This is a genomic window from Williamsia sp., assembly GCF_016462415.1.
Taxonomy (GTDB): Bacteria; Actinomycetota; Actinomycetes; order Mycobacteriales; family Mycobacteriaceae; genus Williamsia_A.
The window spans coordinates 1-22675 of sequence record NZ_JAEMTF010000066.1; the positions used below are offsets into that span (position 1 = coordinate 1).

17 protein-coding genes are annotated in these 22675 nt (G+C 68.6%); 7 read left to right on the top strand and 10 right to left on the bottom strand.

Annotation, left to right across the window (positions count from 1 at the left end; genetic code table 11):
* Window positions 1–122 precede the first annotated feature (122 nt).
* Window positions 123–500, top strand: a complete 378-nt coding sequence (locus JHC79_RS15685; protein WP_048472160.1) for a hypothetical protein — start codon at window positions 123–125, stop codon at window positions 498–500.
* On the opposite strand, the gene JHC79_RS15690 is transcribed toward JHC79_RS15685, so the two are convergent.
* Entirely contained in the window at window positions 491–1516 is a 1026-nt protein-coding gene (locus JHC79_RS15690) for a dihydrodipicolinate reductase (protein ID WP_048472881.1), read from the bottom strand. The genes JHC79_RS15685 and JHC79_RS15690 overlap by 10 nt on opposite strands.
* A gap of 175 nt (window positions 1517–1691) precedes the next feature.
* Between JHC79_RS15690 and JHC79_RS15695 the strand changes: the two genes are divergently transcribed.
* Genes JHC79_RS15695 through JHC79_RS15705 form a run of 3 tightly spaced genes read left to right on the top strand, consistent with a single transcriptional unit; the run spans window position 1692 to window position 4376 of the window.
* Window positions 1692–3404, top strand: coding sequence for a diguanylate cyclase (locus tag JHC79_RS15695; RefSeq protein ID WP_131722682.1), 1713 nt, complete (start codon window positions 1692–1694; stop codon window positions 3402–3404).
* A 15-nt stretch (window positions 3405–3419) separates the two neighbouring features.
* Window positions 3420–3716, top strand: a complete 297-nt coding sequence (locus tag JHC79_RS15700; protein WP_048472162.1) for a hypothetical protein — start codon at window positions 3420–3422, stop codon at window positions 3714–3716.
* Window positions 3717–3722: 6 nt separating this feature from the next.
* On the top strand, window positions 3723–4376 hold the full coding sequence (locus JHC79_RS15705) for an SGNH/GDSL hydrolase family protein (RefSeq protein ID WP_048472163.1): 654 nt from the start codon (window positions 3723–3725) through the stop codon (window positions 4374–4376).
* A 48-nt stretch (window positions 4377–4424) separates the two neighbouring features.
* On the opposite strand, the gene ugpC is transcribed toward JHC79_RS15705, so the two are convergent.
* From ugpC to JHC79_RS15730, 5 genes are all read right to left on the bottom strand, one after another.
* A complete protein-coding gene (gene ugpC / locus JHC79_RS15710; protein ID WP_296392446.1) occupies window positions 4425–5513 on the bottom strand; it encodes a sn-glycerol-3-phosphate ABC transporter ATP-binding protein UgpC in 1089 nt (362 codons plus the stop codon).
* Between the two features lie 57 nt (window positions 5514–5570).
* A complete protein-coding gene (locus JHC79_RS15715) occupies window positions 5571–6449 on the bottom strand; it encodes a carbohydrate ABC transporter permease (RefSeq protein ID WP_296392448.1) in 879 nt (292 codons plus the stop codon).
* Window positions 6449–7351, bottom strand: a complete 903-nt coding sequence (locus tag JHC79_RS15720) for a sugar ABC transporter permease (RefSeq protein WP_296392468.1) — start codon at window positions 7349–7351, stop codon at window positions 6449–6451. Before JHC79_RS15720 ends, JHC79_RS15715 begins: the two co-directional genes overlap by 1 nt.
* A gap of 72 nt (window positions 7352–7423) precedes the next feature.
* Window positions 7424–8740: a sugar ABC transporter substrate-binding protein gene (locus JHC79_RS15725; RefSeq protein WP_296392450.1), complete on the bottom strand. Its 1317-nt coding sequence runs from the start codon at window positions 8738–8740 to the stop codon at window positions 7424–7426.
* Between the two features lie 80 nt (window positions 8741–8820).
* Window positions 8821–9828: a sugar-binding domain-containing protein gene (locus JHC79_RS15730; RefSeq protein WP_296392452.1), complete on the bottom strand. Its 1008-nt coding sequence runs from the start codon at window positions 9826–9828 to the stop codon at window positions 8821–8823.
* Between the two features lie 124 nt (window positions 9829–9952).
* Here JHC79_RS15730 and JHC79_RS15735 point away from each other — a divergent pair, with 124 nt between their 5' ends.
* Together JHC79_RS15735 and JHC79_RS15740 are read left to right on the top strand one after the other, a co-directional pair.
* The gene (locus JHC79_RS15735) at window positions 9953–10993 is read left to right on the top strand and encodes an NAD(P)-dependent alcohol dehydrogenase (RefSeq protein WP_296392470.1); all 1041 of its coding nucleotides are present in this window, start codon (window positions 9953–9955) and stop codon (window positions 10991–10993) included.
* An 86-nt stretch (window positions 10994–11079) separates the two neighbouring features.
* Window positions 11080–12510, top strand: coding sequence for a mannitol dehydrogenase family protein (locus JHC79_RS15740; protein WP_296392473.1), 1431 nt, complete (start codon window positions 11080–11082; stop codon window positions 12508–12510).
* Window positions 12511–12551: 41 nt separating this feature from the next.
* Here the strand turns inward: JHC79_RS15740 and JHC79_RS15745 are convergent, their stop codons facing one another.
* The 4 genes from JHC79_RS15745 to JHC79_RS15760 form a co-directional block, all read right to left on the bottom strand.
* A complete protein-coding gene (locus tag JHC79_RS15745) occupies window positions 12552–13946 on the bottom strand; it encodes an FGGY family carbohydrate kinase (RefSeq protein WP_296392455.1) in 1395 nt (464 codons plus the stop codon).
* A gap of 22 nt (window positions 13947–13968) precedes the next feature.
* Complete coding sequence (gene treY, locus JHC79_RS15750) at window positions 13969–16314, bottom strand: malto-oligosyltrehalose synthase (protein ID WP_296392457.1); 2346 nt, start codon at window positions 16312–16314, stop codon at window positions 13969–13971.
* Window positions 16315–16317: 3 nt separating this feature from the next.
* Window positions 16318–18762 (bottom strand): glycogen debranching protein GlgX, encoded by a 2445-nt coding sequence (gene glgX / locus JHC79_RS15755; protein ID WP_296392460.1) that lies wholly within the window; start codon window positions 18760–18762, stop codon window positions 16318–16320.
* 84 nt (window positions 18763–18846) lie between these two features.
* Window positions 18847–21078, bottom strand: a complete 2232-nt coding sequence (locus JHC79_RS15760; protein WP_296392462.1) for an acyltransferase family protein — start codon at window positions 21076–21078, stop codon at window positions 18847–18849.
* Between the two features lie 231 nt (window positions 21079–21309).
* Here JHC79_RS15760 and JHC79_RS15765 point away from each other — a divergent pair, with 231 nt between their 5' ends.
* Window positions 21310–22599 (top strand): adenosylmethionine--8-amino-7-oxononanoate transaminase, encoded by a 1290-nt coding sequence (locus JHC79_RS15765; protein ID WP_296392464.1) that lies wholly within the window; start codon window positions 21310–21312, stop codon window positions 22597–22599.
* Window positions 22600–22675 lie beyond the last annotated feature (76 nt).

Genomic DNA, 22675 nt, shown 5'->3' on the forward strand with positions numbered 1-22675 from the left:
CCCCCGTCACCGCACCCACCAGCGCCTTCATGGTCGGTCACCCTACGCGCTGCGGGCCGATGTCGCGGCAATGCCGGCAAACTCCGCTCATGATCGCGGGGCGACGCTCTAGGCTCGTGCCCATGAAGCGCAGTGGTGTGGTCGCGTTCGCGGGTGGTCTGCTCGTCGCTCCGTTGCTGGGACTCGGTGTCGGCTCCGCCGCGGCGTCCCCCGGGGCGTGCGACGACGCGGGCTGTGTTCCGTACGTGGACCGGGGTGTCCATGCCGGCGGTGAGTGCAACCAGGGCACCCGGTACAACTTCGGCCTGGACGCCGGCGGCAACACGCTGGCGTGCAGCTCGAAGGGAGCGTGGGTGTCGTCGCCGCCCCTGACCGGGGTGCGCCTGCTGCGCTCCCCCTGCGGCGACGCGACGGGCGTGGCGCAGACGCCCGACGGCGTGCCACTGAAGTGCTCCGGCGGCGCGTGGACTGCCGACTACTGGGTGATGTTCTACGGCTGAGTGTCGAAGGCCCGCGCGTTGCGGACCAGCGGCAGCGTGGCCGTCGTCGCGAAACCGACCGGGGCCCGGCAGATCTCGGGCACGGCGTTGAGCACCTGCATGGCGGTGGCCACGTTCGCCGACCGCACGTGCTCGGCCATGCTCGCCGGACGGCTGAAGCTGGCCAGCGAGACGAAGTGCGCCTGCATCGACGGGTCGCCCTCGATCGTCAGCGTCCAGCCGTGCCGGGGGCTGGGCCAGTGGCCGGGGTACTCGCCACCGACCGTCCACAGCGTCTCGATCTCGACGCGGGGCACACCGGCGCGGCGGCCGACCCAGTTCCAGCGCTGACCGGCGGTGGTGCCCGCGTCCAGCCGGTGCTCGAAGATCTGGTGCTCCTGTTGTGCGGCAACGGCTTCCACGGTCGCGGTGACATCGTCGAGGTCCGCTCCGAGCGCGTCACCGATCATCCACACCTGCTCGACGAAGATCGAGCTGTTGAACGCCAGGAACTCCGTGGCCGTCGGACTGATCGATTCGACCGGCTGCCCGAAAGCCATGTTGTCGAACGTGATTCCGGTGCTCTCGTAGACCGACCAGTCGGCTCGTTCGCACAGCGTGATCTTCTCGATCCGCCGGCTCATGCCCGACAACGCCAGCGGAAGCACTCCGGACAGATTGCCGGGGTTCAGCCCGCTGCCGTGCACGGAGGTGCCGCCCCGTTCGCAGGCGGCGAGCACCCGGTCCCGGTCGGCCGGCGCCATGCGGCGCGGATGGAACATGAAGGCGGTCGTGGCGACGTTCTTGCCGCTGGCCAGCAGCGCGCACACGTCGTCGACCCGCGCGGTGCGCGGCGTGTAGAGCACGCAGTCGGCGTCCACCGCGAGGATCTCGTCGACGTCGGTGGTGGCCGCGACACCGACCGGGTCCCGTCCGGCCAGGACGCCGACGTCGACGCCGTTCTTGTCCTCGGAGTAGACCCGGGCCCCGACGAGGTGCAGATCGTCGCGACGTCGATCGAGGATCGCGGTCAGCATCTCGGTCCCGACAGCGCCTGTGCCCCACTGGATCACCCGATACACCCCGCGGACGGTAGCACCGCCGGCACCCGCGGCCGGCAGGTTCTTACGGACCGATGACAAATCACCGTCGCCGGCACGTCATTGCGGTGTCAACGAAACGCGGAGGCGGTCCGGGGTGTACTCAGTAAGGGTGACTGACGAGGCGGCACGCGCCGTGGCGGCAGCAGGGGCGGTGGGACTGACGGTCGGACCCGGCGACGTGGCCGGACTGGTCGTGCAGTCCGCAGACGGCGTCATCGAGGCGGCCACCCCTGAAGCCGAGGACATCCTGGGGCTGTCGCTGGCTCAGATGCTGGGCCGGGACTCGGCGGACCCCCGGTGGGCCGCGGTCGACGTGCACGGCGTGGCGCTCCGGCCGCAGGACCATCCCGCGCTTCAGGCCCTCGCGACCGGCCGACCGGTGCGCGGCGCGGTGCTCGGCGTGCACCGTCCCGGCCGCGACCGCGCCGGCGAACATGTCTGGCTGCGGGTGGACAGCGTGCCGTTCAACGTCGTCGACGGCGCCGCCCGCAACGTGGTGGTGCGCTTCGCCGTGGTGTCCGGTCAGCAGGCCACCGAGCTCCGGCTGGCCGAATCCGAGCGGCTGTACCGCTTCCTGGTCGACCACGCTCCCGACGTCGTCGCCTGGCAGCTCGTCGACACGACGTTCCTGTGGGTGTCGCCGGCCGTGCAGACGATCCTCGGGTATTCGCCCGAAGACCTCGTGGGCCGGACCGCGTACGCGTTCATGCACCCCGACGACGAGTCGACGGCACGAGCCACCGAGTGGTTCGATCCCGCCGCGGCGGCGCCGGCGCCGATGCTGGTGCGCATGCGGCACAGCGACGGCCGCTACCGGTCGATGGAGGTCGCCGGGCAGCTGGTGCGCGATGCGGACGGGGCACCGGCCCAGTTGCGCACCTCGTGGCGGGACGTGACGGCGCGGGTGAAGGCCGAACAGGATCGGGATGCGGCCGTGCAGCTCGTGCAGTCGGTGGTGGCCAACTCACCGATCGGCATCGCGGTGTCGGACGGCACCGGGGTCCTCGAACAGGTCAACGAAGCGCTGTGCTCGATGCTCGGTTGCGCGTCCGATCAGCTTCTCGGGCACCGCGTCGACGAGTTCGTCCACCCGGACGACACCTGCCCGGACGGCAGTGCGCAGCTGCTCAGCGGTGCGCTGACGGCGCACGAGTCGGAATGCCGGTATCTGCGTCCGGACGGTACGGCGATGTGGGGGCACCGCACCACGATGGTGCTGCGCGGCGACACCGATGACGGCGCCCGCCTGTTGATCCACCTCCAGGACGTCACGGCCCGTCGCCTCGCCTACGATGAACTCCGCCACGCCGCGACCCACGATCCGCTGACCGGACTGGCCAACAGGGTCGCGTTCGACGCGCACCTGGCGTCGACCCACGACGACGGGGAGCTGGAGGACTGCAACGGTCTGCTGTTCATCGACCTCGACGACTTCAAGACCGTCAACGACACCCATGGCCACGAGGTCGGCGACGAGTTGTTGACCATCGTCGCCGACCGCATCCGTGGCTCGATCCGCCCGCAGGACTTCGCGGCCCGGATGGGCGGGGACGAGTTCGTGGTGCTGTGCCTGCGCCTGCCGGACCACCGGACGGCGGTGGGCATCGCCGAGCGCATCGTCGAGGCGCTGGCGACCCCGTTCACGGTGGGCGCGCTGACGATCACCATCTCGGCGAGCGTCGGGGTCACCACCGGCAGCGGCGAGGACCGCCGAAACCTGATGACGTCGGCCGATCGCGCCATGTACCGGGCAAAACAGGCCGGCCGCGGGGTGGTCACGCACCTGACATCCGCAGGTGACCATCAGTGCTCGTCGGCGTAGGGCAGACTTTCGGGCATGGACAGTGACGGCGACTACGACGACGCAGGCCCCGACAACACCCTCGGACCGAGCGAGTCCCTCGACTCCGACGAGGTGCGCAACGACGACGGCGACACCGTCGTCGATCCGCCCGACGAGTGGATCGAGGCCGAAGAGGACGAGACCCTCGACGAGAAGCTGGCCGCCGAGGTGCCCGACGTGCTGCCTGCCGGCGCGCCCGACGAGGTGCGACCCGACCGCCGCACCCTCGGGCAGATCGACGGGACCCCCGAGGACGGCGAGTCCTTCTACACCGTTCCCGACGACGAGTGAATCGCCATGCCGGACAAGAGGATTCTCTGCTTCGGTGACTCGCTGACCTGGGGTTGGGTGCCCGTCGCCGACGGGATGCCCACCGAGCGGTTCCCGCGCGACCGACGGTGGACCGGAGTGCTCGCCGACCAGCTGGGCGACCGACACGTCGTCATCGAGGAAGGTCTGTCGGCCCGCACCACGAACATCGACGACCCGACCGACCCCCGGCTGAACGGGGCGGCGTACCTGCCATCGTGTCTGGCCAGCCATCTGCCGCTGGATCTGGTGATCCTCATGCTGGGCACCAACGACACCAAGGCGAACTTCCACCGCACCCCCCTGGACATCGCGCTCGGGATGTCGGTTCTGGTGACGCAGGTACTGACCAGTGCGGGCGGGGTCGGCACCGCCTACCCGGCACCGCAGGTGCTGGTGATGGCGCCGCCTGCGCTGGCGCCGACCCCGCATCCGTGGTTCCAGCTGATCTTCGGCGGCAGCCAGGAGAAGACGGCGCAGCTGGCGCAGGTGTACAGCGCGATGGCCAGTTTCGTGAAGGTGCCGTTCTTCGACGCCGGCTCGGTGATCTCCACCGACGGCGTCGACGGCGTGCACTTCACCGAGCAGAACAACCACGATCTCGGGGTCGCGCTCAGCGAGCAGGTCCGCGGACTCCTCTAGGCGCGGATCTCGGGTCGCTTCGCTCCAGCCCTCCGAAGCGCACGCACGTCAGTTGAGACGTTCGCCCGACTTCGGATCGAAGAGGTGCACCGCGCCCTCCGGATGCCGACGAAGGCGGACCGTATCGGCCAGCCTGGGCGCCGTACGCGGATTGCAGCGTGCCACCAGTTCGACACCGCTCGAGCCCGAACCCGCGTGCGTGTAGACGAAGGCCTCACTGCCGAGATCCTCGACCAGGTCGACGACGACCTCGACACCACCGGACTCGGTGACTTCGAGTTGCTCGGGCCGTATTCCGACGGTGACCTCCGTGAGCCCTGTGCCCGAGAGGATCGACACCTGATCGCGCTCGAGTTCGAACACCGAGTCGCCGACCCGGACACCGTTGTCCACCACCGACGCGGTGAACAGATTCATGGCCGGCGATCCGATGAAGCCCGCGACGAAGGCATTCGCCGGACGATCGTAGAGCTCGTTCGGCGCGGCGAACTGCTGAAGTTTGCCGCCCTTGAGCACCGCGACCCGGTCGCCCATCGTCATCGCCTCGACCTGGTCGTGGGTGACGTAGACCGTCGTGGTCCCCAACCGCCGCTGCAGCGCGGCGATCTGAGTGCGGGTCTGCACGCGCAGCTTGGCGTCGAGGTTCGACAGGGGCTCGTCCATGCAGAACACCTGCGGGTCGCGGACGATGGCGCGGCCCATGGCGACCCGCTGACGCTGGCCACCGGAGAGCTTGCCCGGCTTGCGGTCGAGGAAGTCGGTGAGGTCGAGCAGCTTGGCGGCGTCGGCCACCTTCTGCTTGCGCTCCTCGACACCGATGCCACGCATCTTCAGCGCGAAGCCCATGTTCTCGCCGACGGTCTTGTTGGGATAGAGCGCGTAGTTCTGGAACACCATCGCGATGTCGCGGTCCTTGGGGGCGACGCCGACCATGTTGGTGCCGCCGATGTTGATCGCGCCGCTGTCGATCTCCTCGAGGCCGGCGAGCATCCGCAGGGCGGTGGACTTGCCGGAGCCGGACGGTCCGACGAGGACGACGAACTCGCCGTCGGCGATGTCGAGGTTGAGCGAGTCGACGGCCAGCTTGTCGGCGCCGGGGTAGACGCAGCAGGCGTTGTCGTAGGTGATGGAAGCCATGGTGATCTCCTGGGTTGGGAGGGAGGTGTGGTGGGACGGGTTACGTGCTGGGGTCGGTCATTTGATGGCACCGAAGGACAGGCCGCGGACCAGCTTGTTCTGGGCGATCCAGCCGCAGATGACGACCGGGAGCGCGGCCAGGACCGACGCCGCGGACAGCTGGGCCCAGAACAGTCCCTGTCCGGACATGAAGCCGGTCAGGAAGACCGGCATCGTCTGCGCGTTCACCGCGGTCATGTTGACCGCGAAGAAGAACTCGTTCCACGAGAAGATCACGCAGATCAGGGCGGTGGCGGCGATGCCGGGGGAGATCAGCGGGAGGATGACCTCGCGGACCGAGGTCCACAGGCTCGCGCCGTCGATGCTCGCGGCCTCGAGGAGTTCCTTGGGGACCTCCATGAAGAACGACCGCATCATCCAGACCGCGATGGGCAGGTTCATCGCCGTGTAGAGGATGACCAACGTCCAGATGTTGTCGAGCATCCCGATCTTGCCGACGATCACGTACAGCGGGATGATCGCCGCGACGATCGGCAGCATCTTCGTGCTCAGGAAGAAGAACAGTGCGTCCGAGGTCTTGCGGACCGGGCGCAGCGACAGCGCGAACGCGGCGGGCACGCCGAGCAGCAGCACGAGGATCGTCGACGCGACGGTCGCGAACACCGAGTTGAGCAGTGGTGTACCGATTCCGGCGTCGAAGACGTTCTTGAACTGTTCGAGCGTCGGGGTGAAGAAGAACGTCGGTGGGTTGGTGTTGGCGTCGCTCTCCTTCTTGAACGCGGTCAGCACCATCCAGAGCACCGGGAAGAAGAACCCGATGGACAGGATCCAGGTGAAGGCGGTCAGCAGACCGGCCTGCGGCCGCCGCTTGCGACGGATCACCGGGGTGGGTGTCGTGTCGGTCGTGACGGGACGGGTGGGGGTTGTGGTGGCCATCAGACCGCCTCCTGGGTTCCGCTGAAGGACTTGAAGATGAGTCGTAGGGCCAGCGTCGCGACCACCATGGTGCCGATGACGGTGACGACGCCCATGGCTGCGGCCTGACCGATGTCGAAGCCCAGGAACGCCCGCTGGTAGATGTAGAACGGCAGGTTGGAGCTCGCGACCCCCGGTCCGCCCGACGTCATCATGTAGACCGCGTCGAACGTGTTGACCAGATAGATGGCTCCGAGGACGGTGCCGAGTTCGATGAATCGACGCAGATGGGGAAGCGTCAACTCGCGGAACAACCGGAAGCTGGTGGCGCCGTCGACCTTCGCGGCCTCGGAGATGTCCTTGGGCATCGACTGCAGGCCCGCGAGGATCAGCAGCATCATGAACGGCGTCCACTGCCAGACCAGTTCACCCATCACGCTGGCCAGTGGGTACTCGCTGAGCCAGTCGGTCTTCACACCGAACGGGCTCAGCGCGTAGTTGAGCAGGCCGCTGGTGGGGGAGAGCAGGCTGGTCTTGAACAGCAGCGCCGACGCGACCGGGGTCACCAGGAACGGGGTGATCAGCAGGGTGCGGACGATGCTGCGGCCGACGAACTTCCGGTCCAGCAGCAGGGCGAAGATCAGGCCGAACACGACGGAGATGATCACCGTCCCGACGATGAGGAGCACCGTGTTCAGGGTGACGGTCCAGAACTGGGTGTCCTTGAACACCTCGACGTAGTTGTTGAGCCAGTTGAACTCCCGCGAACCCGGGCGGACCAGGTTCCACGACTGCGTCGAGTAGTACAGCGTCACCACGAACGGGATCTGGGTGACGATGACCATGAAGATCAGCGCGGGCAGCAGTGGTCCCCGTCGCCGCCATCCCTCGGCACGACTGATGTGGTCGCGACCGGAGGTCAGCGGCGCGGACTCCCGCGGCGACGGTGTGCCGGGAGTCGGGGCGCCCGGTTCGACAAGTGCGGTGGCCACGGGTCACCTCTCGTTCTTGTAGGTGTTGCCGACGGTCTCGGCGTAGGTCTGCGACTGCTTCAGTGCGTCGTCCACGCTGATCTGCCCCGCGATCGCGGCGGAGATCTGTTGGCTGACACGAGTTCCGAGGTCCTGGAACTCCGGGATGGCGAGGAACTGGACGCCGGTGTAGGGCACGGGCTCGAGCGACGGCTTGAGCTGGTCGGCCGCCTTCATGGCCGACAGGGTGGGCTCGGCGAAGGCCTGCGAGACCTCCTTGTAGGCGGGGAGCTCGTAGGTCGAGAGCCGGCTGCCCGGCGGGACGTGACTGGCACCGAGCTTGTCGGCGACGTAGGCGATGTACTTCTTGTTCGTCATCCAGTTGATGAACTTCCAGGCATCGTCCTTCTTCTTGCTGCTCTCCGGGATGCCCAGCGACCACGTGTAGAGCCAGCCGTTGTCGCCCTTGGCCATGCTCGGCGCCTGCGCGTAGCCGACGTCACCGGCGATCGTCGAGGTGTCCGGGCTCTCCAGCACCGAGACGGCCGATGTCGCGTCGTACCACATGGCGGTCTGTCCCTGCGACAACAGGTTTCCGCACTCCTGGAAACCGGACGAGGCGGCGCCGGGTTCGCCGTACTTCCGGACGGTGTCGACGTAGAACTTCACCGCCGCGGTCACCTGCGGACTGGTCAACTGGGCGTTCCAGTTCTCGTCGAACCACCGGCCGCCGAACGCGTTGATCACGGTGTCGAGCGGGGCGAGGACCTCACCCCACCCGGGCTTGCCGCGCAGGCAGATCCCGGAGACGTTGCCGCGATTGAGTTTCGCGGCGACCTCGGCCACCTGCGGCCAGGTGGGTTTCGCCGGCAGGCTCACGCCCGCCGCGGCGAACATCTTCTTGTTGTACATCAGGAACGACGACTCGCCGTAGAACGGTGCGGAGTACATCCCGCCCTGGTAGGACAGGGCGTCCTTGAGGGTCGGGATGAAGTCGTTCGCGTCGTAGGACGGGTCGGCGTTCATGTAGGGGGTCAGGTTGACCAACCAGCCGTTCTCCGCCCACTGCTGGGTCTCGTAGTTGCTGATCATCACCACGTCGAACTCGCCGCCGCCGGTGGACACCGACGCGGTGATCTTGGCGCGTGCCTGGTTCTCCGAGAGCGTGACGAACTTGAGCTTGACCCCGGGGTTGTCCTTCTCGAACTGCCCGGACAGCGAGATGGCGTCGGTCATCTGCGAGTTGGACACCAGCGCGATGGTGACCGACTCACCGCCGCCGTCGGTGAACGAACCCGCTCCCGCGCACGCGGAGGCGGCCAGCCCGACGGTCGCCAACACGGCGACACCTGCCGTTCTGCGGCGCCAGGACCGCCGGACCAATCGGCGGAGGCCGGCCCCCGCAGTCGTGAGTTGTACAGTCACCGTTGACCTTTCTGTTCTGACAGCAGCCACTGCGAGGTGTCGAGGTCGGTGACCAGGATGGTCGCGAACCCCCCACGCAATGCCCCGAGGATCGACTCCTGGCGATGAGCTCCGCCGGAGACGAGGATGGTGGTCGTGCACTCGTGCACGCGGTCGAGTGGCACCGAGACGGTGCGGCCGACGAGGGACGAATCGACCGGGACCCCGTCGATGTCGTAGAAGCGCCCGCCGATCTCGCCGACGGCGCCGAGGTGCTCGAGTTCGCCGAGCACGGCGCTGTCGATGAACGCCCCCTCGAACAGGGTGGTCGACGTGGACACCGATCCGACGCCGAAGAGCATCACCTCGGCGTTCTCCGCGGCCAGCAACGGTTGCGAGAGAATCGAGTCGCGGCGCATCGCGGTGACCGTGTCGGCGTCGGCGTACAGCGGCGCGATCAACCGCATCGGTTGTGCGCGAAGCTGTTCGGAGAACCGGGTCAGGGCGTGGTCGACGCCGGTGTGGTAGTCGACCGATGTCATCGAACCGTCCATCTGCACCACGCGACGGCACGAGGCGTTGCGGGCGGTCAGCGCATCGGCGACGGCGACCTGCTCGGGGCCCCAGGTGAAGCCGAAGGTGTCGGTGGGTTGGATCCGACGGGCCAGGACCGACGAGCCGGCCCGTCCGAGGGCGGCGTCGCCCGACGGCGTGCCGTCGGCGGGGGAGTCCATGATCAGGACCTCGTCGAGCCCGAAGGCCTTCTCGACGGCTCGCTCGGTGTCGGGGTGGATCGGACTCCCGAGGTGATCGGGGGCGGCGACGCTGACGGTGACGACGCCCTGGGCGCGTGCCCGCTGCAGGAGACGACCCGCGGTGGGCCTCGACACCCCGAGGCGGGCGGCGATCTCGGCCTGTGTGGCGCCCTCGAGGTGGTACATGGTCGCGGCACGCAGCAGCAGCCGGATGTCCTGGCCGGAGTCGGCCGTGACACCGGACTGACGGGGTGACTGCGGCGCGGTCATCGTCATCTCCTCGTCGTCGAGGCGTGAGCAAATGCTCACTGGCGGTTCATATGTTCAATACGCTAGCATCTCGATTGTGACGCACACAACACTTTCGACCGGAATACCGGTCATTACCGACACCATGCGTGCCTCGGTCCTCGTCGAGACGGGGCGCGTCGAGGTCCAGGAGCGCGCCGTCCCCACCCCCGTCCCGGGTGATGTGCTCGTCGAGATCGCGGCCGTCGGCGTCTGCGGGTCGGACGCGCACTACTACCGGCACGGACGGATCGGCGACTACGTCGTGACCGCTCCGATCGTCCTGGGCCACGAGGCGTCCGGACGCATCGTCGCGGTGGGGACGGGGGTGTCGGAGTCGCGGATCGGTGAGCGGGTGTCGATCGAACCCCAGCGGCCCGACCCGGATTCCGTCGAATCGCGCCGCGGTGACTACAACCTGTGCCCGCACATGGAGTTCTATGCGACGCCGCCGATCGACGGTGCGCTCGCGCAGTACGCCACCATCGGCGCGGCCTTCGCGCACCCGGTGCCCGACGAGGTCAGTGACATCGCCGCCGCACTGTTCGAGCCGCTGTCGGTGGGCATCGCCGCGATCGGCAAGGCCGGCGTGGTGGCGGGCGGGTCGGTGCTCATCGCCGGTGCGGGCCCGATCGGCCTGGTGTGTGCTCAGGTCGCGCGGGCCTACGGGGCGACCCGAATCGTGGTGTCGGACATCAACTCCGGACGTCTGGAGACCGCCCTGCGGTTCGGGGCGACGGCCACGGTACGGCCCGACGACGTCGGCGACCTCGAGGCGTTCGACGCCTTCGTCGACGCGTCCGGGGCCCCGTCGGCGATCGTCGCGGGGATCGGTGCGGTCCGTCCGGCGGGTCGGGTGGTCCTGGTCGGGATGGGTTCGGACGAACTGACCATCCCCGTCTCGATCGTGCAGAACCGCGAGCTGATCCTGACCGGGGTGTTCCGCTACGCGAACACCTGGCCCACGGCCACGGCGTTGGTCGCCGCCGGTCTGGTCGACCTCGACGCACTTGTCACCGGTCGTTTCGCCCTCGACGAGGTGGCCGACGCCCTCGATGCGGATCGCATCGAGGGCAGTATCAAGGCAGTTGTGCTCCCCCAACTGGTGTCCGACGGGCACCCGGCAGCAGAAAGGCGGTCATCGTGACGCAGACAGTGCACGGTGCCACGGCGGGGATCGGCCCCGTCACCCCACTCGACGAGGAGCATCTCGCCGAGATCGACTCGACCGAGGTGCCGCGGTACGCCCGTCGCGATCACCCCTGCGGCATCGTGCATTTCGGTGTCGGTGGGTTCCACCGTGCACATCAGGCGATGTACGTCGACCGTCTCCTCGGCCGCGGTCCGGACATGCCGTGGACCATCTGCGGGGTCGGTGTGCTGCCGGGAGACAAGCGGATGCGCGACGCGCTCGCACCCCAGGACGGTCTGTACACCCTGACCCTCAAACACCCCGACGGTCAGGTGGAGACCTCGGTGATCGGCTCGATCGTGGACTATCTCTTCGCGCCCGACGACCCGGAGAAGGTCATCGAGACCCTTGCCGCGCCGACCACGCGCATAGTGTCGCTGACCGTCACCGAAGGTGGCTACAACATCTCGAGCTCGACCGGTGAGTTCGACCTTCACGCACCCGATGTCGAGGCCGATCTCGCGCCGAACGCGATCCCGCGCACCACGTTCGGACTGATCACCGAGGCGCTGCATCGTCGCCGCGAACGGGGGATCGACTCGTTCACCGTGATGAGTTGTGACAACATCCCCGGCAACGGCCACATGGCGCGTCGGGTGTTCACCGAGTTCGCCCGCGCCAAGGATCCTGACCTCGCGACGTGGATGGAACTGCACACCCGCTTCCCGAACTCGATGGTCGACCGGATCACGCCTGCCACACCGGCCGAGCTCGCACACGAGGTGGCGGCCCGGACCGGGCTCATCGACCGGTGGCCGGTCGTCGCCGAGCCCTTCACGCAATGGGTGCTCGAGGACGACTTCGCCGACGGCCGACCGCCGTTCGAGGACGTCGGGGTGCAGATGGTCGCCGACGTCGCGCCCTACGAGCTGATGAAGCTGCGCCTCCTCAACGCCGGGCATCAGACGCTGTGCTACTTCGGTTACCTGATGGGATACCGGCTGGTCGACGAGGCCGCGCGGGATCCGCTGCTGGAGAAGCTGTTGCGTGCGTACATGCAGCAGGAGGGGCGGCTGACCCTGCCCGCGGTGCCCGGGGTCGACGTGGACGACTACATCGACACCCTGCTCGAGCGGTTCTCCAACCCGGCGATCGGCGACACCATCGCCCGGTTGTGCGCCGAGTCGTCCGATCGCATACCGCAGTGGTTGGTGCCGGTCATCGTCGAGCGCCTGCGCGACGGCGGATCGGTCACCTTCTCGGCGGCGGTGGTGGCGTCCTGGACGCGATACGCCGAGGGGCTCGACGAGCAGGGCGAGCCGATCGAGGTGGTCGATCAACGCTCTGAGATGCTGTCGCCGTTGGCTCGCGACAGTCAGCAGGATCCTCGGGCCTTCGTCGGGGTGACCGATCTGTTCGGCGACCTCGCCGATGACGCCACGTTCATGGAGTCATACACGTGGGCGCTGTCGTCACTGCGCGAGCGCGGTGCGCGGGAGACGCTGGTGGAACTGGTGGGCGGCGCCTCGTGACCGGCGCACCCCGGCGGTAGTTCTCGGCGACAGCTCAGATCTCAGCGGTAGGTCTGCGCCTGCGCCGCGCGGTACTGCTCGAGGATCGACGGGTCGGGGTCGGCGTCGAACTGCTCGGTTCCCGACTGAGCCCACCGGGGCGGCGCGGCGGATTCCGACAGCGCCCAGGCCGCTTGGCGCGCGGCGCCGTCGGCGACGTACTCGCCCGGTTCGGGTACCGACACCGGCAGCCCGAAGATCGCGGGGGCGATCTGGCGGATCGCGCGTGACCGCACCCCGCCACCGACGAGGATGATCCGTTGCGTGTCGACGCCCTGGGCGGCGATGAAGCCGAGACCGTCGGCGAGCGAACAGAGCAGGCCCTCGACCGCAGCGCGCGCGATGGTCGCCGGGGTGCTGTTGGCGATGGACAGGCCGGCGAGGGTGGCGCGCGCGTCGGGGAGGTTGGGGGAGCGTTCGCCCTCGAAGTAGGGGATCAGCGACACCCCGCCCGATCCGGGTGCCGTCGACAGCGCGAGGTCGGACAGGGCGTCGAGGTCCACGCCCAGCATGTGGGCGATCGAGGCCAGGACCGGTGCGCCGTTGAGGGTGCACACCAGGGGGAGTTGGCGTCCGGTGGCGTCGGCGAACCCGGCCACGTACCCGGCGGCGTCGTGGGAGCCGACGTCGGTGACCGCGGAGACGACCCCGGAGGTGCCGAGGGAGACGATGACGTCGCCGGGCCCGGCGTCGAGCGCCAGTGCCGCCGAGGCGTTGTCGCCGGCGCCCGCACCGAGGCGGGCGCCCCACGTGGTCTCGCCCGCTGAGTCGTTCGGCCCGAGAACGCGCGGCAGCGACGGGGTTCGGCCGCGCATCGCCATCGTCAGCAGGTCGTGGTCGTAGTCGCCGGTCTCGGCGGAGAAGTAGCCGGTGCCGCTGGCGTCGCTCCGGTCGGTGCTCAGGTCGGCGATGTCTCCGCCGCCGCGCAACTGCCACGTCAGCCAGTCGTGCGGCAGACAGACCGCGACGGTGTCATCGGCGTGGTCCGGTTCGGTGTCGGCGAGCCAGCGGAGCTTGGTCGCGGTGATCGATGCCACCGGCACCACGCCGATGCGCGTCGCCCAGGCCGCCGGTCCGCCGAGTTCGTCGATCAGGTCGCGGGCCGCGTACGCAGAGCGGGTGTCGTTCCACAGCAACGCATTCCGAACCGGGTTGCCGTCGGCGTCGAGGCAGATCATCCCGTGTTGCTGGGCGCCGACCGAGACCGCGGCGACGTCGTCGAGGCCGCCGGCGTCGGCGATGGCGGTGTGCATGGCGCGCAACCACTCACGCGGATCCACCTCGGTGCCCGGTGGGTGCGTGGCCCGGCCGGATCGGACGAGGGTTCCGTCGTCCGCGTCGCGGACGACGACCTTGCAGGACTGTGTCGACGAGTCGATTCCGGCCACGAGAGTCACCGTCGTCACGCTACCCGGACCGTCAGTCGAGCAGCTCCAGGAGCGCCACGGGACCGTGTGCGAACGCCGATGCCATCGACAGGGATCCGGAGAACTCGTCGGTCGTGGTGCGCGATACCCAGCGGCCCTCGGGCAGTTCGACGACCGTCGCGGCGGCCTCGGAATCGGTGATGCGGGTACGTGCGACGAGCACCATCACGTCGGTGCCGCGACCGAACGCGACGACCTCGTCGGCGGCCGGCCCGGTGGGGTACACCGGGGTGTAGCCGCCGTCGGCGCCGAACGACGTGGGGTGGTCGCGACGCAGCGCGAGCGCGGCGGCGACGACCGCGGTCTTCGGGTGGTCGAGCGACTGCCCGAAGTCGACGGGCCGCCGGTTGTCCGGGTCGACGAGGGTGTCCTCGAACCATTCGGTGCCCTGATAGATGTCGCCGAACCCGGGGACCAGGAGACCGAGGGCTTTGTGGGCGACGCAGACGTCGACGATGTCGGCGCGCATGGTGTCGATCAGCGCCGTGATCGCGGCGCCGACGGGTCCGTCGAGGACGTCGTCGAGCCAGCGGTGGATCGCCGACTCCATCTCGTCGTCGGAATCGGTCCACGACGTGACGAGCGCGGCCTCGCGGATCGCCTTGGTGGTGAAGTCGTGCAGTCGTTCCCGCACGCTCGCATCCGGGGAACCGTCCAGCGGCCACACGCCGACGATGTTCTGCAGCAGGAACAAGCCGGTCACCGCATCAGGTGCGGGCGTCGTCGACACCATCGACTCGACCAGCGTCGACCACTGACCGGGATATCGGGACAGCAATCCGATCCGGGCGCGGACATCCTCACCACGCTTGGTGTCGTGGGTCGACAATGTCGTCATGCTGCCCGGCCAGGTGCGGGCCCGCGCGACGTTGAACTCGTGGAACTCCGCCACCGAGGTGCCGAACCGGCCGGGGTCGCCGCCGACCTCCTGCAGGCTCACCAGCCGGGCCGTGCGATAGAACAGGCAGTCCTCGACGCTCTTCGCGGTCGTCGCACCGCAGACCTGGGCGAGTCGCGCGGAGGGTTCGCCGTCGGAGGCGACCGCGTCGGCGATCAGTCGGATCGCGGAGCCCAGTTCGGGGAGACGGTCGCGCACCTCGTCGAACGTGGCGCTCAGCCGCGGCCGCAGGGTCGGGTAGTCGGCGCGGTAGACGCCCAATGACGCGACGACCTCACCGATCGCTGCGTCGAGGTCGGCGGCGGGCACCGCAGTGGCATCGGTGTCGCCGGCATCCCGTGCGGCCTGACGGATCGCTCGCGACAGCCGCGCCCGATCGGCGGGGAACATCTCGTCCAGGGTGCCGAGTTTGATCGCGTGTTCGGCGGTGTCGATCCAGTCGCGGTCGCCTGCGTTGCCGGTGATCCGCAGGTGCAGATCGGTGAACGTCTCCACGGTGCCCGCGTCGACGAAGACCCCGTCGAGCACTCGCAGTGCCTCGTATCCGGTGGTGCCGTCGACCGGCAGGGCCGGGTCCAGATCCTCGTCGACCGACAACACCTTCTCGATGAGCAGCAACCGGTCGTCGCCGAGGTCGGCGCGCAGCTGCTCGAGGTACCCCATCGGGTCGGTGAGTCCGTCGGGGTGATCGACGCGCAGTCCGTCGACGAGGTCCTCGGTGACGAGTCGGTGCACCATCGTGTGGGTCGCGGCGTACACCGCGGGATCCTCCTGGCGCATCCCGGCCAGCCCGTTGACCGCGAAGAACCGGCGGTAGCCGATCAGTCCGGAGTCCCACGCGACCAGCCGGTAGGCCTGACCGTCGTGCGCCGTCTGCGGCGAGGTGGTGTCGGTGTCGGGGGCGAGGGGGAACCGGTGCTCGTAGAACCCCAGTTCCGTTGTGCCGGAGTCGTTCGTCTCCAGGGTCAGGGCCTCGACGTCGTCGGGCGTGCCGAGGACCGGCAGCGCGATGCGGCCGTCCGCGCCGTTGTCCGGGGCCCAGTCGATGTCGAATTGATGCGCGAACTCCGAGGCGCTGCCGTAGGTGAGGACATCCCACCACCACGGGTTCTGCCGGGGATCCTCGACGCCGGTGTGGTTGGGCACGATGTCGACGATGATCCCGAGCCCGGCGTCGGTGGCCGCCCGCCGCAGAGCGCGCAGTCCGTCGATGCCGCCGAGCACCTCGGCGACCTCCGGCGGTGGCACCCAGTCGTAGCCGTGGGTCGAGCCGGCCATCGCGGTCCCGATGGGTGACAGGTAGAGGTGGCTGACGCCGAGCGAACGGATGTGTGGGATCTGCGCCGCCGCATCGGCGAAGGTGAAGTCGGCGGTCAGCTGGAGACGGTAGGTGGCGACGAACGTGGGTCTGCTCTTCGTCGAGGACTGCGCCGTGCTCACGCTTCAGCTCACCTTGCGGAGCACGAGCAGGGAGCGGTCGCGCACCATCACCGACGAGCCGGTCGACGCGGTCACCGAGGTCTTCCCGCGGGGATCGGCGGTGTCGAGAACACCTTCCCACTCGGAGCCGTAGTAGTCCGACGGCAACTGGAAGTCGAGCGGCTCGTGGTGGGCGTTGAAGCACAGGATGAAGGTGTCGTCGACCACCGGGCGCCCGCGAAGATCCTTCTCGCCGATACCCTCTCCGTTGAGATACACCGCGAGACTCTTGCCGAAGCCGCTGTCCCAGTCGGCCTCGGTCATCTCCTGTCCGGCCGGCGTGAGCCAGGCGATGTCCCGCGCCTGATCGCCCGAACGGATGGGTCGGCCGGCGAAGAACCGCCGGCGCCGGAACACCGGATGCTCACACCGCAGCGCGATGGCCGTGCTGGTGAAGGCGACCAGGTCGGCGTTGGTCTGTGCCAGCGACCAGTCCATCCACGCGAGCGGGGAGTCCTGGCAGTAGACGTTGTTGTTGCCCTGCTGGGTTCGTCCCATCTCGTCGCCGTGGGCGATCATCGGCGTGCCCTGGCTCAGGGCCAGCGTCGCGAGGATGTTGCGCTGTTGGCGGGCGCGGAGGTCCTCGATGGCCGGGTCGTCGGTCGGTCCCTCGACCCCGCAGTTCCACGACCGGTTGTGGCTCTCCCCGTCGCGGTTGTCCTCGCCGTTGGCATCGTTGTGCTTCTCGTTGTAGGACACGAGGTCTCGCAACGTGAACCCGTCGTGGGCGATCACGAAGTTGATGCTGGCGCCCGGACGTCGACCGGTGTCCTCGTACAGATCAGACGATCCGGTCAGACGAGAGGCGAACTCGCCCAACGTCGACGGCTCCCCGCGCCAGTAGTCGCGGACGGTGTCGCGGTACTTGCCGTTCCACTCCGTCCACAGGCCCGGGAAGTTGCCGACCTGATAACCGCCCTCGCCGACATCCCACGGCTCGGCGATGAGCTTGACCTGGCTGACCACCGGATCCTGCTGCACCAGATCGAAGAACGCCGAGAGCTTGTCGACGTCGTGCAGTTCACGCGCGAGCGTCGAGGCGAGGTCGAAGCGGAACCCGTCGACGTGCATCTCGAGCACCCAGTAGCGCAGCGAGTCCATGATCAGCTGCAGCGTGTGCGGGTGCCGCACGTTGAGGCTGTTGCCGGTGCCGGTGTAGTCCATGTACATCTCGGGCTCGCCGTCGACGAGTCGGTAGTAGGCGGCGTTGTCGATACCGCGCATGCAGATCGTCGGGCCCATGTGGTTGCCCTCGGCGGTGTGGTTGTAGACCACGTCGAGGATGACCTCGATACCCGCCTCGTGGAAGGAGCGCACCATGGCCTTGAACTCGGTCACCTCGCCGCCGGCGCGCTTGTTGGCGGCGTACCCACCGTGCGGGGCGAGGAAGCCGAAGCTGTTGTAACCCCAGTAATTTCGCAACCCCTGGTCGAGCAGTGTCTGATCCTGCAGGAACTGGTGGACCGGCATCAGCTCGATCGCCGTCACACCGAGGTCGGTGAGATGGTCGATGATCGCCGGGTGCGCGAGTCCGGCGTAGGTCCCGCGGAGCTGCTCGGGGACCTCGGGATGGGTGGCGGTCATGCCCTTGACGTGGGCCTCGTAGATGACCGTCTCGTGGTAGGGACGGTTGGGAGCGCGGTCGTGCTGCCAGTCGAAGAACGGGTTGATGACCACCGAGGTCATCGTGTGGCCCAGCGAGTCGAGTCCGGGCATCCCGGGCACGTCGGGATCGGTGATGTCGGCGTCGATGGGGGAGCCGTCGTGGACGGTGTCGGATTCGTCGGCCACCGGCACGTCGGGCACCGCGGTCGCGGGCGGCGGCGACGCGGGCGGGACCTCGGCGTCGGTCGCGGCCTGCTTCTGTTGCTGCTCGGGCAGTTCAGTCGGTTCACCCGCCGTCGGCGCGCTCGCGGCGTCGGAGTCCGACGCGGCGTCGTCCGCCGTCGCGATGTCCGTCTCGGCCTCGTCGTCGCCGGGCAGCTCGATCGGATACGAGTACAGCGAGCGGTCGCCGTCGAATTCGCCGAAGAACGACTTGCCGTAGGGGTCGACGAGCAGCTTCGACGGATCACACCGCAGACCCCGCGCCGGATCGTAGGGGCCGTGGACCCGATACCCGTACCGCTGACCGGGGGCCACCGACGGCAGGTAACAGTGCCACACATAGCCGTCGACCTCGTCGAGCCGTACGCGGGTCTCGGTGCCGTCCTTGCCGATCAGACACAACTCGACCACGTCGGCGACCTCGGAGAACAGCGAGAAGTTGGTGCCCGCACCGTCGTAGGTGGCGCCCAGCGGATACGCGGTTCCCGGCCACACCATCAGCTGGCTCGGAGTGGTGGCGAGCGTCGCGTCCACCAGGCTCTCGGTCGGATCGCCGTTCGTGGTGTCCGGAGTTTCTGTCATTCCCACCCTTGCGACGTCATGTGACGACCCTAGCGGCAGATGCCGGTCCGCTCATCTCGGCGGTGCGAACATCACGTCGGGCGCTCAGGCCCAGGGGAAGACGAGCTTCATCTGCCGTTCGAGCTCGGGGGCGAGGCTCCGTACGAAGGTCGCGCTGAGGTGGTGCCAGTCGTGGTAGACGGAGATGTTGCCGATGATCGCGGGGCACAGGGTCTCGGTGCACCACCCCTTGCTGAGGTCGATCGGGTGCACGTTCGGATAGTCCGCCACGATCGCATCGGTCGGGTTGGTGGTCCCGTACTCGGGATCGCGGGGGGTGCCGCACGACTTGGCGTCGCCACCCTCGGCCAGACACGTCGGACTGTCGATGGCGCCCTTGCCGTTGTGCGGCCAGACGCTGTCGCGCACCCCGAGAACCGGGATCCCCGCCTTCTTGAAGCGATCGAAGATCGGCAGGTAGTCCGGCGGCACCCATTCGCCGACGATGCCCGCGCGGGGACGTGTCGAGTTGGTGAACACCGCGTCCGGCTTGTCGGCGATCAGTCGGTCCATCACCTTGCCGACCCACGTGTAGCAGGCCGGGTACGGCACCCCGTCCACCGAGACGTTGGGGTCGACCGACAGGGGGCACCCGAACTTGAGGTAGGTCGTGACCCGGAAGTGGTTCTGTTTGCCCAGGAGGTCGAGCGCCGAGATCCAGTACTCGGCGTGCGAGCCGCCGGCGAGGGCGATGGTCCTCGTCGCCGTCGGATCGCCGTAGACCGCGACGTGGATGTCGGGATCCTTGAAGTCGCTGATGTTGCCCTGATACGACGTCTCCGGCAGATCCTTGAGGACCTCGAGCGCCTTGGGCACCGGGTCGACCTTGGGGACCGGGACGCCCTCGATGAGCGCGCGGGCACCCGGATAGATCCGCGGGTCGAGGTTGGTCGTGTCGACGACGATGTTGTCGACGTGGCGTTCCCACGCCTTGATGCCGACGCCGGTGACCAGCACGCCGACCACGAGAACCGTCGTCAGCACCCCGGAGTAGCTCAGCATCGCCGCGCCCACCCGTCGTCGCCGCGAGGTCGGGGACAACACCGGTTCCCGGGTCGAGTCGGCGGTGGCGGCGCCGTCGGCGAGATGGTGGTCGACTGTGGCCGTCGAGCGCCCGGCGCGCAGGGGATCCTCGACGTACCGCTTGGTCAGCCACGCGAGAGCGATCGACAGGGCGATCAACACGACACCCTCGGCGACGTTCGCGTCGTTGCTGTCCCGCCAGGCCAGATAGAAGATCAGCAGCGGCCAGTGCCAGAGGTAGAGCGCGTAGGAGATCGATCCCAGCCAGACCGGGAACCGGCTCGCCAGGCCCCGGTTGATGACCGGCATGTCGACCCGTGCGCCCCGCTGGGTCGCGGTGGCACCCGACCAGATGATCGCCAGCGTGGCCAGGACGGGCACCAGGGCGAGCGGGCCGGGGTAGGACTCCACGCCGACGATCCACCAGCCGCAGGTGACGATGAGCGCGAGCGCGGCGACCGCCACGAGGTTGCGCAGGACGGTCGGGACGCGCCACCGCGGCATCCACACCGCGAGCAGGCCGCCGGCCAGCGGCTCCCAGGTTCGCGAGATCGTGTCGTAGTAGTTGAACTGCTGGTTGATCGGCATCCGCATGTGCGCCCAATAGAACGACACCGCGGCGACGCCGACGATCGCGATCGCGACGATGGCACGGATGACGGCCGGACGTCGGAGCTGCGGGATGACGGTGGACGCCAGCTTGATGACGCCGCCGAACGCCAGCGCGGTGAGGATCGTGATGACGAAGAACTGCCCCTGCACGGACATCGACCACAGGTGCTGCAGCGGGCTGTTCGCCGAGCTGGCGGCGGCGTAGTCCTGGGAATTGAAGGCCAGGAACCAGTTCTGGTAGTACAGCGCGCTGGCCACGACCTCACGTCCGGTCGCGACCCAGCGGGTCTGCGGGAACACGACGACGGTCAACACGGTGACGACGAGCAGCACCGTGATCAGGGCGGGCAGCAGCCGCCGGGCCAGACGGGTGAGCCGGGTGAGCGGATTGATCGCGTCACGCAGGGTCACCGACGGGCTCTGGGTGACGATGACGTGCCGTAGCAGGGAGCCGACGAAGAAGTAGCCCGACAGCGTGAGGAAGACGTCGACGCCGCCGGAGACGCGACCGAACCAGATGTGGAAACAGGCGACCAGGGTGATGGCGATGCCGCGGAGTCCGTCGAGGTCGGTTCGATACGCCGAGGCGGGGTCGGCGGGCACCGTGCGCTGCCGCTCCGAGGAGCGGCTGGGGGCGGTCACCACGTGGTTGGTCTCGCTACCTGTCGGGGGAAATGTCCGACACTCGGCGGTGTGAGCGTCGGCGAGTCGTCGCAGTCGTCGATACGCAATGTACCCGTCGTTACCGTGAATTCCACTTCCGCGACGCCTTGCCGCGCCGGTCCACCTGGCGAAACGGATGCGCGGATCGACCATCGCGCGGTAGCGTCACCGGCCCTGCACCGCGATCACCCGGGTGGATACGCTCGCCGGATGGCCCGGGAACCGCTGACCACCGCCGAGATCAGGGCGATCGACGACGAGCTCATCTGGCATCCATACGGCTCGATGACCGCCGGCGGACCGGCGCCGCTGGTGGTCGAATCGGCGTCGGGGACCAGGCTCCGACTGGCCGATGGACGTGAGGTCGTCGACGGGATGAGTTCGTGGTGGGCGGCGATCCACGGCTACGCCAACCCGGTGCTCGACGCCGCCGTGCGCGGCCAGCTCGACTCGATGTCCCACGTGATGTTCGGTGGCCTCACCCACGAACCGGCCGCGCGGTTGGCCCGACTGCTCGTCGACATCACCCCCGAGCAACTGCAACGGGTGTTCTTCTGCGACTCGGGGTCGGTGTCGGTGGAGGTCGCGGTCAAGATGGCGCTGCAGTACTGGCGCGGTCAGGGCATCGACCGCCCGCGCCTGCTGACGTGGCGTGGCGGGTATCACGGCGACACGTTCACCCCCATGAGCGTCTGCGACCCCGACGGCGGCATGCACTCGCAGTGGACCGGCGTCCTGCGCGACCAGGTCTTCGTCGGAGCACCTCCGTCCGAGTACCGGGCCGAGTACGTCGCCGAGCTGGCCGAGGCAGTCGCAACGCATCGGTCCGAGCTGGCCGCGGTCATCGTCGAACCGGTGGTCCAGGGCGCCGGCGGGATGCGCTTCCACGATCCGCGCTACCTCGCCGACCTGCGGCGGATCTGCGACGAGAACGACGTCCTGCTGATCTTCGACGAGATCGCCACCGGGTTCGGACGCACCGGCGCCCTTTTCGCCGCCGAACACGCGGGCGTCGCGCCGGACATCATGTGCGTCGGCAAGGCGTTGACCGGCGGGTACATGACCATGGCGGCGACGCTGTGCACCGAACGGATCGCCACCACGATCAGCGAGGGCGAGATGGGTGTGCTCGCGCACGGCCCCACCTTCATGGCCAACCCCCTCGCCTGCGCGGTGTCGGTGGCCTCGGTCGAACTGCTCCTCGACGGCGACTGGCGCGGGCGGGTGTCCGCGATGGAGACCCGGCTGCGCGCGGGTCTCGAACCGCTGCGCGAGCTCGACTCGGTCGTCGATGTACGTGTGCTGGGCGCGATCGGCGTGGTGCAACTCGACTCGGCCGTCGACATGGCGGTGGCGACGACGGCGGCGGTGGAGGCGGGGGCGTGGCTGCGGCCGTTCGGGGCGCTCGTCTACGCGATGCCGCCGTTCATCTCGTCGGCAAACGACATCGACACCGTCGTCGCGGCCATCACCGCCGTGGTGCACGCGCACACCCTCTGAGACGTCGAGTGGGCGGCTGCGGACGTCGAGTGGGCGGCTGCGGACGTCGAGTGGGCGGAAACGGCCGTGTGAGACG

Bases quoted from the DNA above. Each gene is read 5' to 3' on its own strand.
- JHC79_RS15685 (WP_048472160.1), top strand. From the start codon at position 123: ATGAAGCGCAGTGGTGTGGTCGCGTTCGCGGGTGGTCTGCTCGTCGCT.
- JHC79_RS15690 (WP_048472881.1), bottom strand. From the start codon at position 1,516: ATGCTGACCGCGATCCTCGATCGACGTCGCGACGATCTGCACCTCGTC.
- JHC79_RS15700 (WP_048472162.1), top strand. From the start codon at position 3,420: ATGGACAGTGACGGCGACTACGACGACGCAGGCCCCGACAACACCCTC.
- JHC79_RS15735 (WP_296392470.1), top strand. From the start codon at position 9,953: ATGCGTGCCTCGGTCCTCGTCGAGACGGGGCGCGTCGAGGTCCAGGAG.
- JHC79_RS15705 (WP_048472163.1), top strand. From the start codon at position 3,723: ATGCCGGACAAGAGGATTCTCTGCTTCGGTGACTCGCTGACCTGGGGT.
- JHC79_RS15730 (WP_296392452.1), bottom strand. From the start codon at position 9,828: ATGACCGCGCCGCAGTCACCCCGTCAGTCCGGTGTCACGGCCGACTCC.
- JHC79_RS15715 (WP_296392448.1), bottom strand. From the start codon at position 6,449: ATGGCCACCACAACCCCCACCCGTCCCGTCACGACCGACACGACACCC.
- ugpC (WP_296392446.1), bottom strand. From the start codon at position 5,513: ATGGCTTCCATCACCTACGACAACGCCTGCTGCGTCTACCCCGGCGCC.
- glgX (WP_296392460.1), bottom strand. From the start codon at position 18,762: ATGACAGAAACTCCGGACACCACGAACGGCGATCCGACCGAGAGCCTG.
- JHC79_RS15765 (WP_296392464.1), top strand. From the start codon at position 21,310: ATGGCCCGGGAACCGCTGACCACCGCCGAGATCAGGGCGATCGACGAC.